General features: G+C 30.7%; 14 protein-coding genes. 13 read left to right on the top strand and 1 reads right to left on the bottom strand.

Annotated elements, in window-relative coordinates:
* The first annotated feature begins 354 nt into the window (after positions 1-354).
* From AC22L0_RS10595 to AC22L0_RS10545, 11 genes are all read left to right on the top strand, one after another.
* Positions 355-840, top strand: coding sequence for a spore coat protein (locus tag AC22L0_RS10595; RefSeq protein WP_000332786.1), 486 nt, complete (start codon positions 355-357; stop codon positions 838-840).
* Positions 841-1207: 367 nt separating this feature from the next.
* Positions 1208-1408 carry a spore coat protein W gene (locus tag AC22L0_RS10590; protein ID WP_000342253.1) on the top strand — a complete coding sequence of 67 codons (201 nt, stop codon included), beginning with the start codon at positions 1208-1210 and terminating at the stop codon, positions 1406-1408.
* A 14-nt stretch (positions 1409-1422) separates the two neighbouring features.
* Entirely contained in the window at positions 1423-1875 is a 453-nt protein-coding gene (locus AC22L0_RS10585; RefSeq protein ID WP_000750486.1) for a spore coat protein, read from the top strand.
* A gap of 478 nt (positions 1876-2353) precedes the next feature.
* A complete protein-coding gene (locus tag AC22L0_RS10580) occupies positions 2354-3214 on the top strand; it encodes a DegV family protein (RefSeq protein WP_000111645.1) in 861 nt (286 codons plus the stop codon).
* 287 nt (positions 3215-3501) lie between these two features.
* Positions 3502-5085: a M3 family metallopeptidase gene (locus AC22L0_RS10575; protein WP_001155356.1), complete on the top strand. Its 1584-nt coding sequence runs from the start codon at positions 3502-3504 to the stop codon at positions 5083-5085.
* 12 nt (positions 5086-5097) lie between these two features.
* The gene (locus AC22L0_RS10570; RefSeq protein ID WP_000372652.1) at positions 5098-5850 is read left to right on the top strand and encodes a WecB/TagA/CpsF family glycosyltransferase; all 753 of its coding nucleotides are present in this window, start codon (positions 5098-5100) and stop codon (positions 5848-5850) included.
* Positions 5851-5865: 15 nt separating this feature from the next.
* A complete protein-coding gene (locus AC22L0_RS10565; protein WP_087967013.1) occupies positions 5866-6864 on the top strand; it encodes a phosphotransferase in 999 nt (332 codons plus the stop codon).
* 20 nt (positions 6865-6884) lie between these two features.
* Entirely contained in the window at positions 6885-7598 is a 714-nt protein-coding gene (locus tag AC22L0_RS10560) for a 5'-methylthioadenosine/adenosylhomocysteine nucleosidase (protein WP_001079723.1), read from the top strand.
* Positions 7599-7600: 2 nt separating this feature from the next.
* The gene (locus AC22L0_RS10555) at positions 7601-8260 is read left to right on the top strand and encodes an HAD family hydrolase (RefSeq protein ID WP_087967014.1); all 660 of its coding nucleotides are present in this window, start codon (positions 7601-7603) and stop codon (positions 8258-8260) included.
* A 52-nt stretch (positions 8261-8312) separates the two neighbouring features.
* Positions 8313-9017, top strand: coding sequence for an alpha/beta hydrolase (locus tag AC22L0_RS10550; RefSeq protein WP_000594616.1), 705 nt, complete (start codon positions 8313-8315; stop codon positions 9015-9017).
* Between the two features lie 288 nt (positions 9018-9305).
* On the top strand, positions 9306-9800 hold the full coding sequence (locus AC22L0_RS10545; protein WP_002103229.1) for a GNAT family N-acetyltransferase: 495 nt from the start codon (positions 9306-9308) through the stop codon (positions 9798-9800).
* Between the two features lie 196 nt (positions 9801-9996).
* Here AC22L0_RS10545 and AC22L0_RS10540 read toward each other — a convergent pair whose 3' ends face one another.
* The gene (locus tag AC22L0_RS10540; RefSeq protein WP_000591772.1) at positions 9997-10413 is read right to left on the bottom strand and encodes a hypothetical protein; all 417 of its coding nucleotides are present in this window, start codon (positions 10411-10413) and stop codon (positions 9997-9999) included.
* A gap of 121 nt (positions 10414-10534) precedes the next feature.
* On the opposite strand from AC22L0_RS10540, the gene AC22L0_RS10535 reads away from it, so the two are divergent.
* Together AC22L0_RS10535 and AC22L0_RS10530 are read left to right on the top strand one after the other, a co-directional pair.
* Positions 10535-11182 carry a response regulator transcription factor gene (locus AC22L0_RS10535; protein WP_000865984.1) on the top strand — a complete coding sequence of 216 codons (648 nt, stop codon included), beginning with the start codon at positions 10535-10537 and terminating at the stop codon, positions 11180-11182.
* Positions 11175-12551 carry a sensor histidine kinase gene (locus AC22L0_RS10530; RefSeq protein ID WP_053514321.1) on the top strand — a complete coding sequence of 459 codons (1377 nt, stop codon included), beginning with the start codon at positions 11175-11177 and terminating at the stop codon, positions 12549-12551. Before AC22L0_RS10535 ends, AC22L0_RS10530 begins: the two co-directional genes overlap by 8 nt.
* The last annotated feature ends 180 nt before the right edge of the window (positions 12552-12731 follow it).

The raw sequence follows: 12731 nt of genomic DNA, 5'->3' as shown, positions 1-12731 counted from the left end.
GATACAAATCATATTAGGATTTAGTAAAAAAAATTCTTCCTGAAAAAGAGGGGGATTAAAGATAAGAGCACTTCGAAAAGTGCCCTTCAGTAACGACTACTCATTCTAAAAAGAAAGGATGCAATATATCATATGAAGTTAAATGTATTTAAGTATGGGTCTTTTATATAAATGTGAAATAAAAGAGGGTTGTCTTCTTATTAGAAGGCAGCTTTTTGTTATTACAAAAAAGAATTAGAAATAAAATATAAATTCAGTTACTTGTCCAAACAATTTTTTTAAAAATACATAAAATGCTAGTAGTTAGCCAATATTTTTATATTGCTAATTTTTTAGACTAAAAGGGGTGATTTTATGTGTGATTGTGAAGTTTGTAGAAGAAAGAAAAAACGTGATCCATTAAATCGGGGTTCTGAACCAAAAAAACAGGATTCCGAATCAGTAAATTCTTATTCATTTAGTAAAAATGCAAATTTTTTAGAAGAAGCTATACAAACAGATGAAATCGATCAAGTTTCTGAGGAATATATTGAAATAGTAGATTCAGCAGATGTACAAGTTACTACTACAGATACAAAAGCTGCACTATCTATCCAAGCCGCGTTACAAGCAGCTATTGTGGTTGTAGTAAGTATTTCTATAGCAGATAGTGAAAAGGCAGATAAAATAACACAAGAATTGTTTCAAAAATCATCTATTAAACAAATTAATAGACAAAAAACATTTATTAAAAATTCCAGAAACGTAACCGTAACAACTACTGATACAGATATTGCAGTGAATATTCAAATTCTTCTTCAAATTTTATTAGCGTTACTAGTTAAACTAAACATTTTATAAAGTGTCTATCCTATTTATATTTAGCTATAAGGGTTCACTCTAAGTAAATATTTTTTGTTGTAATATGTGGTACAAGCTTGGACTTTCTCATTATGACTGAATTAATATTCAAGATTGATGGGAAATTAAGTGTGGAAAACTACACAATAACAAAGGTGAACCTATTATTTAACAGTGAATAAAACTTATATATGTGAAGTAAAGGAAAGCTGTCTTCGTATTAGAAGACAGCTTTTTGATTTTATTAGTAAAAAGCCGTGAAAATAAAAGATTAAGTTACTTGTCCAAGCATTTTTTATTTAAATACATATAATGCTGGTAGTTAATCTAAATTTTTATAGAAAACTGATAGGAGTGAATATTGTAAATGGATGATTTAAATAAATTTTCTTCCTTTAAGTTTGATAAGGATCAAAAGAATATAATTATAGACCTTTTACTCTCAGATATTTTTAATAGGCATGGGATAAATGAAGAAAAACTAAAAAATTTATCGCCAGAAAAAAAGCAGCAAATTAAAAGTATTGTTTCTGAAATACAATCACAAGTTAATAATTATTTAGATTGAAAGGGGGTGAATGTATGAAAAAAACATGTCATTCAGATGAAAATAAAAGGTGGAGTGCATTAGACTCCTCAAATCCTCATCCATCTTTTAAAAATGCTACCGTTTCAGAAGCTGCAGCACAAGAAAGTAAAACTTACCAAATTTCTGAAGAATCTATTACAATAGTTGATTCAGCAGATGTAGAAGTTACTACTACAGATACAAAAGCTGCGTTATCTATTCAAGCTGCATTACAAGCAGCTATCGTGGTTATAATAAGTATTTCTATAGCAGATAGTGAAAAAGCTGACCGTGTAGCACAAGAATTGTTTCAAAAATCATCTATTAAACAAATTAATAAACAAGAAACTGTTATTAGAAATTCTAGAAATGTTACAGTTACGACTACAGATACAGACATAGCAGTAAATGTTCAAATTCTTCTCCAAATTTTATTAGCTTTACTAGTAAAATTAAATATTTTATAAAATGTTTAACCTTATTTAGATATAGTGCATCTTACAGGTAAATATTCACTGTTTTAATTATAGTACAGGCTATAAATATTTATCATAACTGGACTAATATTCAACATCACCAAAGTATGAATGTAAACAAACAATGTGATGGAAAATAAAGTTTGGTTATTTTATGAAAATTGAAAAGCCATTTCCTTTATTGGATTTGGCTTTTCAATTTTAAACAGTATGAATTTGAAAAGTTAATATTAAGTTAAAGAAGTAAAATATACGGATACAAAATACTTATAAAATTACTCGTGTTATAGAAAAATAATAAGAAAAAGGTGTTTAAAATAGAATCATTTTCATTAATAGTTCAAGTTTTGAAGAATAGTGCATACAATATAAAGTGTTTTCCTTTCTTCATTTAAGTTTTACGTATATAATTTAAAAGTACTATTTTTATTTTATTATTTTATATTTATAACAGAATAGAGGTTTAAAAATGAGTGTTAAAATCATTACGGATAGTGCGGCGGATTTACCAGTAGAATTGCTGCAAGCATATGATATTGATTTAATTCCACTCCGTGTATATGATGAAGCAGAAACAGAGTATTTAGATGGAGTAACATTAGAGTCAGTTACATTATTACAAAAAATGAGAGAAGGCGCTGTTTATAGAACATCATTGCCTTCACTTGAAACTTTCCAAGAAAAATTTGTTTCTTATGCAAAAGAAGGTAATCCTTGTATATATTTAGCTTTTTCATCTGAACTGTCTGGTACATATCAATCATCAGTTGTCATTAAAGAGGAAGTAAAAGAAACATATGCAGATTTAGATTTAGAAATTATTGATACAAAATGTGCTTCGCTTGGTCAAGGTCTTGTCGTTTTAGAAGCTGCTAAAATGGCAAAAGACGGCGCATCAAAAGAAGATATTTTAAACCGTGTCGCTTTTCTAATGAACCATATGGAGCACATCTTCACTGTAGCTGACTTACAGTACCTTGTTAGAGGTGGACGTTTAAGTAAAGTAGCTGGTTTTATCGGTGGTTTACTAAACATTAAGCCTATCTTAAACGTGGAAGAAGGAAAACTTGTACCACTTGAAAAGGTAAGAGGGAAAAAGAAAGTATTAAGCCGAATTGTTGATATTATGGAAGAGCGTGGTAAAGACCTTAAAGGTCAAACAATCGGTATCACTCATGGTGATGACTTAGAAACAGCGGAAGCATTAAAATCATTAATTACGGAAAGATTCGGTTGTGAAGTATTTATCGTAAATACAATTGGTGCAGCAATCGGAGCACATACAGGACCTGGCGTTATAACGTTATTTTTCTTAAATGAAGTAGAGTAAAGGATTGATCATTTGATCAATCCTTTTTTCTTTAATCTGTGATTACCGGTCGATATGGTATTGGTGAAGATAAAATCTTTGAAGTTTTCCTATATGAATTGCTCTCTTGTAGAGGGAGTATTTTTTATATGTGGAATGATACTTAATGGTAGAAGAAAAGAGTATAAATAAGAATGTATTTGTAGGAATTTAAATATTTGAAGATATCAAAATTTTGCCATTTCATATATAATTGTGTGGGGAGAAATATCTGTAACTATTTGTAAAAATAGGAGGCGACTATAAAAATGCAAGAAATTGCTAGATGGGATTTAAATCGCTTGTATTTGAATGAGGATATTCTATTTCCAATTTTGGAGTTGAAAGAGAAATATTTTGTAACAAAAGATGTAGAGGTTCTTTCAAAGCTAATACAAGCTATTGAGAAAACAGAATACTATTTGTACTGTAGATCAGTTGAAGAAAGTGTACCATCTGACCTTACTAAATTGACCGTGAAAGTGAAGGAACTAAAAAATGAATTACAGCAAGTAATAAAACATAATGAAGTGGAAACTTCAGATAATACTAAGTTAATAAAAGATGAGCTTAATGCTTGGGAAAATATGTACATACAATTACGGGATAGGATAGAAATAGAGCACAATAATAAACAATTATCCTTTGGACAAGCAAATACTATTGCAATGAATAGTGATAATGAAAAGGAAAGATTAGAAGTATTCGAGTTACTTACAAGTACTTTACATAAGGAAAAAGAAATCTTTGCTACTGTATTAAATCAAATAGGGAGATTGCGTAATGCAAAGAGTAATGAAATAGAAGATAGAGAGATTTTAACACAATCTTTTCATGCGAATGGCATTTCAGAAACTGTATTATTCCAAATGTGGAATGCGACAGAAGAAAACCTTGATAAATTAGTAAGTGCTTTAAACGTGTATAAGAAAGGAAAAGCTTCAATTACATGGCATGAACTTATGACGGTAAAGGAAAGTAATGAGATCATGATTCCTTTTTCAGTAGCAATACAAAACGTTTATGATGCATGTAAGAATATTGATGAAGAATTAGCAGAATTTGCACGTAATGCGATAGAAAGTGGTTGGGTAGATGCTGAACCGAGAGAGAATAAACCACCAGGTGGGTTTTGTGCTCCATTTTTCAGTGAGAAAGAATCGCGAATTTCCATTCGTTATGATGGGAGTATAGATAGTGTAAGAGTGCTCGCTCATGAATTAGGACATGCTTGGCATTTTTATAATATGAGTTTTGAACAATCTACATCTTTTTTAGATGATTATTTGCCAATGAGTACGGCTGAATCAGCATCTATTTTCTTTGAAACGGTACTCTTAAATTATCTAATTGAAACAACGGATAGTAAAGATATGAAAAAGTCATTACTTAGCTGGAAAATAAGAAATAGTTTTAATTATGTAATGGCAATACGAGCATCGTATCAGTTTGAAAAAACATTTTATGAAAAATGTAAAGAGGGTCCTTTAAGTGCTGATGAAATTGAGAAATTATCTATAATTGCACAAAAAGAAGCTTATGGAAAAGCTTTAAGTGAATACCAGCCGTTTGTATGGATGAAATATATTCAATTTTATATAGCAGATGTTTCTTTTTACAATTATCCATACACATTTGGATATTTAGTAAGTTTTAGCTTATTAGAAATAGCTCAAGAAGGTAAAAGTACTTTTCATTCGAAATATAAAGAGTTCTTACGAGAAACAGGAAAGGCTCCAGTAGAGGAGCTTATGAAAAAACATTTTGAAATAGATATAAGAAATTATGAATTTTGGAATAAAGCTTTTATTCAAATTTCTAAAGACATTGATGAATATTTGCAGCTTATGTAAGGGGAGAGTACAGTGGATCAGCAGTTTATAAAAGGTATACCTTTTTCAACTTTAGAATATGCAAAAGCTATAAGTTTATTAAAAGGTTGGCTACATGAACAACAAGAGAAACCAAGGTTTGTAGTAACTGCAAATCCTGAAATTGTTATGTCTGCAAAGGAAAATACGGAAAAATCAAAGGAATTTAAAAAGATGTTACTATCTGCGGATTTAATAACAGCGGATGGGATTGGTGTCATAATTGGCTCGAAAATATTAAAAGGAAGTTTGAAAGAACGTGTTACTGGGGCGGATTTAACTCACGATTTAATAAAATATTGTAACGACAATGAATATCGTGTCTTTCTTTTTGGAGCTGCGCCAGAAAGTAATAAAAAGGCATTAGAAAAATTAAATGAGCAGTTCCCAGGAGCACAATTTAAAGGACAGCATGGATTTGTAAATGGTGAAGAAATAGAGGAAATAAAAATGAAAATTAAGCAGTTCAAGCCGCATTTACTACTCGTAGGACTAGGTTCACCAAAACAAGAAGAGTTCATCTATGAAAACATACAAACATTAAACGTTCCGCTATCTATTGGTATCGGAGGCATGATTGATATAATATCTGGTACTGTAAAAAGAGCACCAAAAATAATGAGGGATACTGGAACTGAATGGCTGTATAGGTTACTCTCACAGCCGAAAAGATTAAAGAGACAACTTGTACTTCCGAAATTTTTATTATCGGTTATGTTAGAGAGAGTGAAAGGAATGCCAAGTTAAGAAAGGACAAGTAAGATGATAGTGCCGTTATCTAATGAAAAAGCTACAATGATTTTTCAAGAGTTGAAAGTAGAATGTGAAACTTTATTTGAATTTAAAATTCGAAATGCAATACCTATTCATCGTGGTTGGCTAAATTTGAAGTGGAAACTCGAAACGGATGCAGGGGATTTTGTATTAAAGCAATATAATCAAGAACGGTACAAAATGTATAACTCAGACCTTTTAATACAAGCATTACAACAACAGCAAAGATTACATAATAATGGTGTAAGTTGTCCAAAAGTATTAATTTATAAAAATAATGTAATGCATATATCAAAAAGTGATGAAAGATTTATAGTATTAGAACATAAGGAAGGTAGCTTAGTTTCACCAGGAAAAGTGAATCAAAAGGAAATTCACTCTCTTGGTCAGACGATAGGCTATATGCATAACTTGTTAAATGATGGCTCTTTAATAAAAGGAGAAAATCCTAAATTTGTTCCACCTACTAAAGAGGCGAGATTGAAACATTGGGAAGATAAAAGGAGAGAAGTAGAGAAACTAGGAAAAGAGCACATTCTCCCTTATATAAAATTACAACAAGAAGCAACACAATTGGTAAATACAGAACAATTTCATAATAGCCAAAGGGGATGGGTGCACCGTGATTTATGGGTAGATAATTTCTTGTTTCTTAATGATAAAGTATCAGCGATTCTTGATTTTGATCGCATGGATTACGATTATGTAGAGTTAGATATTGGCCGTGTAGTTATATCGTGCGCATTAAGTGACGGAGTATTAAATAAGAGTCTTGTTGCATCATTTTTAGAAGGGTACCGCAATGAAGTAGACTTTCCAGTAGGGAATATTGTTCGGGCAATTCAAATGCTTTGGTACATGGAGAGTACTTGGTGGATCCATGCCAATATGGATCAGCATAGTGTACCACCTTCACGCTTTGCAGATGAAATGAATTGGATAGCTGAAAATTATGGTGTATTACATAATATATTGGCTGACTTATAAATAAAGAGGAGACTACATACATGAACAGAATCGGCATTATTGGAGCAATGCAAATTGAAATAGATTTACTTTTAGAAAAACTAGTTATACAAGAGGAACAGACAATAGCGGGAATGCCTTTTTATATTGGAGAATTCATGGGAACAGAAGTAATTATTACACGTTCTGGTGTAGGGAAAGTAAATGCAGCTGCATGCGCGCAAACATTAATTCATAAATTTGATGTAGACTCTATCATTAATACGGGCGTTGCTGGTGGATTACATTCAGATGTAAAAGTCGGCGATATAGTTATTTCAACGAATGTTACTCATCATGATGTAAGTAAAACTCAAATGAAAAACTTATTTCCGTTCCAAGAAGAATTTATTGCAAGTAAGGAATTGGTAGAGTTAGCACGTAAAGCTTGTATTAGTAGTAGTTTACAGATTGCAGTTCATGAAGGAAGAATTGTCAGCGGTGAATGTTTTGTTGAAGATTCAAAGTTAAAGGCGAAATTAATAGACGAATACGCACCTCATTGTACAGAAATGGAAGGGGCAGCAATTGGACATGTTGCCTATATAAATGATATACCGTTTCTCATTATAAGATGTATTTCTGACAGCGCAAATGATGAAGCTCAAATTTCTTATGATGACTTCGCGAAAACTGCTGCGAATTATTGCTCAGAAATTATTATTGAGATGCTTAAAAATATATCTGGTAAAACCATAGTCCAAAAGGAGAGATAGGAATGTTACAAGCATTAATTTTTGATATGGATGGTACGTTATTTCAAACAGATAAAATTTTAGAATTATCATTAGATGATACTTTTGATCACTTAAGATCATTACAATTATGGGATACAGTAACACCAATTGATAAATATAGAGAAATTATGGGTGTGCCGTTACCGAAAGTTTGGGAAGCTTTATTACCGGACCATTCTATTGAAATAAGAGAACAAACAGATGCATATTTTTTAGATAGACTTATTGAAAACATAAAAAGCGGAAAAGGCGCTTTATATCCAAATGTAAAAGAAATATTTACATATATAAAAGAAAATAATTGTTCCATTTACATTGCTAGTAATGGTTTGAAAGAATATTTACGAGCAATCGTAACTTATTATGCTTTAGATAAGTGGGTGATTGAAACGTTTAGTATTGAACAAATACAATCGCTAAATAAAGGTGACTTAGTTAAAAGTATTATGAACAAATATGATATAAAAGAGGCAGCGGTAGTTGGTGACCGGCTATCTGATATAAATGCAGCGAAAGACAACGGTTTACTTGCAATTGGGTGCAATTTTGATTTTGCGCAAGAAGATGAACTTGCTCAGGCTGATGTAGTAATAGATGATTTAATAGAGTTAAAGCGGATACTGCCTGCTGTACAGAGATAAAAAGTGTGTGCATTTTTTCCAAGTCCTATATGTCTTATTTTATGGAGGGAGTATGATTAAAAATAATTTTAAAATTAGTAATATTCCTGCGGTTTTATGGGGAGATAAGAGTGATAAAATTTTTATTGCAGTACATGGAAATATGTCAAATAAGGAAGATACAATTATTCAAATATTAGCTGAAGAAGCCAAACAAAAAGGTTATCAAGTATTAAGCTTTGATTTACCTGAGCATGGAGAAAGAAAAGATGATAATACGCCTTGCAAAGTACAGATTTGTGTTAGTGAATTATCTATAATTATGAATTATGCAAAAGAACATTGGAAAGAAATAAACGTGTTTGCATGTAGTATGGGAGCGTATTTTAGCCTTTTAGCTTATCAAAATGATGTGGTAGAAAAGGCATTATTTTTATCACCAGTAGTTAATATGGAACGAATTATCGAAAATATGATGAAATGGTTTAATGTAACACCAGAGCTTTTGCAAAAAGAAATGACTATAGAGACACCTATTGGTCAAAAGTTACATTGGGATTATTTATGCTATGTAAAAGAACATCCTATTAATATATGGAATATAGATACATATATTATGTACGGAGCCAAGGATGAACTGTGCGAATTTGAAACTATTAACTATTTTACAAAAAAACATCGTTGTGAATTAGAAGTTATGGAGACGGGTGAACATTACTTTCATACTGAAGAACAGTTAAAGATATTTGAACAGTGGTTACACAAACATATCGATTAACAAATTACAATTTATTTTGAACCTGTTAGAGAAGAATGAGAAATATATAAACTTATAGTATATTTGAGAGAATTTATAAATGGTGAATGTATACACTTAAACAAACAGATGCTTTAGTTCAATAAGAATTAAAAAACTTTAAAGAGCCTTACGACACACTAGATTGTAACAAGGCTCTTATATTTTCATAATAAAATTAATCAACTGTATTATCGATTTACATATGAAGTGAAGTATATGCATACTATGAATTAAATAAAGTAATAAGCATAAAAATGCTCAGAATAAATGATTCTCGAGCATTTTTATGTATTTTCATACTTAGGGGGAATGGACTTGAAAGATATACATATTCAACAAATAGAAAATTTAATGGAATATGAATTCAGTCATCTCGTTCAAGAAAGTGAAGAAGAAGGTTTTAGTTTCCTTATAAGGCTAATAAATGAATATAAAAACAAAATAAATGTATTCAATAAAACTGGAGAATGTTTATATGGTGTTTTCCAAGGTGATATGTTAATTGGAGTTGGAGGTTTAAATGAGGATCCGTACACAAAAGACAATAAGATTGGGCGGTTAAGGAGATTTTATATTTCAAGGGATTATCGGCGTATAGGGTTAGGGAACTTATTATTAAACCAACTATTATGTCATGCGGAAAAATATTTTGAAGTGATTGTTTTACATACTGACACGAAGCAAGGGGATGTGTTTTATACTGCGAATGGATTTGTAAAAGGGGGATTATATAAGGGATCGAGTCACTACAAACTATTATAGAGATTGCTATCCAAATAATAGCTACGAACAGGTTTTTTGTTGGTAAATCGATATATCTTAAAAATCGCTGATATATGAAGTTGCGATCCTTATATTAAAAGACAACTTTTATAATTTCATTTACTAAATTGTTATTATAAAAAAGAGCACCTTAGCTTTTAAAATTTAGCTTATAAGGTGACTCCTTTTCAGTCAATTATGTTTTAACCTTCATTTGTTTCAATAATAATCCTGGTTTACCTTTTACATAATAAAAATGCGGATTATTTTCATCATCATAAAGCATAATATAAGGCTTTTCTTTTAGTGGGAGTAGTATAAGTACTTCGTCTATTGTAGTGTGTAACCATTGATTAGTAATAGAAACCGGCTTAGATAAAGGGATTTTTATCATATAGCCATCTTTTGGAACGACATTTAAGTTTTTAAATGGACCAGTAATTGATTTAGCGTATTGAACTGCTTCTTTTTGGATTACTGGATCTAAAGATTGTTTTTGAATGACCATTTCTTTTTGACAATCAAATACTTCAATTTGTTGATTTGTATTTGCGAACGCATTTGTTGATAATAGAAATAGAAGAAGAGAAATGACCCCGATTTTTTTTATCATAGTACAACACCTCACCATTACTATCCCCTCAAAAGCTTTAAATATTTTTCTGTCACATTCATGTAACAAAGATGTTGTATGATACAATTGGTTTTTGTTTAAAAGCAATGGAGGAAAAAATATGAAAGTTTTAATTGCAGATGACGAACAAGATATGTTAAGAATTTTAAAAGCTTATTTTGAAAAAGAAGGCTTCGAAGTTTTATTAGCGAAAGACGGAGAGGAAGCACTTCAAATGTTTTATGATGAAAAAATTGATTTAGCAATTTTGGATTGGATGATGCCGAAACATAGTGGTATTACTGTCTGTCAGGAAATAAAAAAGAATTCAAGCGTAAAAGTATTAATGCTTACGGCGAAAAGTGAAAGTGAAGATGAATTAGCTGCGCTTCAAAGCGGGGCAGATGAGTACGTGAAAAAACCATTTCATCCAGGAGTACTAATTACGCGAGCGAAAAAACTTATTCAGCATGATGATATTATTCAAGTACAAGATGTAAAGATAAATTTCGCCAAAAATAAAGTATATAAAAATGATATAGAGTTAGAAATTACAAAAACAGAGCTCGAATTAATAAAATGCTTTTTAAATCATAAAGGAACTATTTTAACTCGTAAAAAATTGTTAGACATTGTATGGGGATTTGACTATTTTGGAGAAGAGAGAACGGTTGATACACATGTAAGAAGGCTGCGTAAAAAAATTGGAGAAAATATTATTAAGACGCATCGTGGGCTGGGTTATAGTTTGGAGGAACAAAGTGAATAAACTTGGGAAAAAGCTATTTCTCAGCATTTCTTTAACCGTTATTCTTATATTTACAATTTCTTTATTATTAATTAACTTTCTCCTGCCGAAATATAATATTTATAAAACACGTGAAAACTTAAATGAATTTACAACTCAAATACAAAATGCGCCAGTCAATGATTTAGAAGATGTTATTCATACAATTGAAAGTGAAAATAATGTTACAATTGCGTATACGCCAATTAATCAGTCAGAAGATGCTATGAACGACGCGTTACGCATGCAACTTACGAAAAAGAAAGTAACGTTAAATAAGCTTTGGATTACGAAAGACGAAGTTATGAAAGTGAAGACGGAAGGGCAATCGAATAAACTGTACGATCAAGGAAAGGTAAAAGCGAGTTTTTTTGCTAAATATATTGCGAAAGATGATACGATAATTTTAATTGGGACTTCTATTGCGAATTCAAATGAAATTATAAATACGTTAAATACATTTTACTTATATATCCTATGTTTCTCGCTCCTTCTTATTATTTTACTTGTGTGGATACTTTCAAAAATAATAACGACACCACTGAAAGAGTTAAGTGATGTGGCTCAGGATATTTCACATTTGCAGTTTAAAAGAACGAAAGTGAAAACGAATGATGAAATAGGAGAGTTGGCCAATAGTATTAATATCATGAGTGAAAAACTACATGAAGCACATCAAGACTTAACTGATCGTAATGAACATTTAAAACGATTTATGGGTGATGTAACGCATGAATTAAAGACACCGATCGCATTAGTAAAAGCATACTCTATGGGGATTAAAGATGGATTAGATGATGGGACTTATGTAGATACAATTATTAAACAAACAGATCAAATATCAAACTTAATTGAAGAACTATTACGATTTTCTAAACTAGAAAGAGATATTTTACAAAAAGAAGAATTCCCCATTGAACCACTGGTCCAGAGTATATTAGATAAGCATCAGATTGAACTGGATTCGAAAGAAATTAACTTGCAAGTAAATTGTAATACGGGCGATACAATCGTTTATGCAGATTTAAATAAAATGAGAATGGTGTTTCAAAATTTAATTTCTAATGCGATAAAATATACAGCAAATCAAAACATAATAATTACATTAGAAGATAGAAATAAAAGTATATATTTCCAAATAAAAAATGGCATTCCTACGGATAAAATTAAGGATATCGAGAAAATTTGGGAGCCTTTTTACGTACTAGAATCTTCTCGTAGTAAAGAAAAATCAGGTACAGGATTAGGTCTAGCGATAGTGAAAAGTATTTTAGAAAGGCATGGTTTTGAATATGGAGTTTCCTCTATAGATGGAGAAATTCAATTTTATATAAATGTGAAAAAGGACTAATGAAAATATTAGTCCTTTTTGCAGCTTTAGAGATTAGCGATACAGGATGAATCACCATAATTTTCAAAATTGATGTATTAAATGGAGAATTAGCAAATGTTCTACTTTCATTAAATTCACGTGAAGTTCACAGGAAAACGTTATATTTACATAGTTATATTTGAATTTAATGAAGTGAGG

The organism is Bacillus sp. LQ01 (assembly GCF_057624735.1).
Note: the sequence above shows the minus strand (reverse complement) of the source record. Positions and strands in the feature narration are given on the sequence as shown.

Excerpts from the sequence above, each read along its gene's own strand:
- AC22L0_RS10550 (WP_000594616.1), top strand. The coding sequence starts at position 8,313 with ATGATTAAAAATAATTTTAAAATTAGTAATATTCCTGCGGTTTTATGG.
- AC22L0_RS10580 (WP_000111645.1), top strand. The coding sequence starts at position 2,354 with ATGAGTGTTAAAATCATTACGGATAGTGCGGCGGATTTACCAGTAGAA.
- AC22L0_RS10545 (WP_002103229.1), top strand. The coding sequence starts at position 9,306 with ATGATTCTCGAGCATTTTTATGTATTTTCATACTTAGGGGGAATGGAC.
- AC22L0_RS10540 (WP_000591772.1), bottom strand. The coding sequence starts at position 10,413 with ATGATAAAAAAAATCGGGGTCATTTCTCTTCTTCTATTTCTATTATCA.
- AC22L0_RS10590 (WP_000342253.1), top strand. The coding sequence starts at position 1,208 with ATGGATGATTTAAATAAATTTTCTTCCTTTAAGTTTGATAAGGATCAA.
- AC22L0_RS10575 (WP_001155356.1), top strand. The coding sequence starts at position 3,502 with ATGCAAGAAATTGCTAGATGGGATTTAAATCGCTTGTATTTGAATGAG.
- AC22L0_RS10585 (WP_000750486.1), top strand. The coding sequence starts at position 1,423 with ATGAAAAAAACATGTCATTCAGATGAAAATAAAAGGTGGAGTGCATTA.
- AC22L0_RS10560 (WP_001079723.1), top strand. The coding sequence starts at position 6,885 with ATGAACAGAATCGGCATTATTGGAGCAATGCAAATTGAAATAGATTTA.
- AC22L0_RS10555 (WP_087967014.1), top strand. The coding sequence starts at position 7,601 with ATGTTACAAGCATTAATTTTTGATATGGATGGTACGTTATTTCAAACA.
- AC22L0_RS10565 (WP_087967013.1), top strand. The coding sequence starts at position 5,866 with ATGATAGTGCCGTTATCTAATGAAAAAGCTACAATGATTTTTCAAGAG.
- AC22L0_RS10595 (WP_000332786.1), top strand. The coding sequence starts at position 355 with ATGTGTGATTGTGAAGTTTGTAGAAGAAAGAAAAAACGTGATCCATTA.
- AC22L0_RS10535 (WP_000865984.1), top strand. The coding sequence starts at position 10,535 with ATGAAAGTTTTAATTGCAGATGACGAACAAGATATGTTAAGAATTTTA.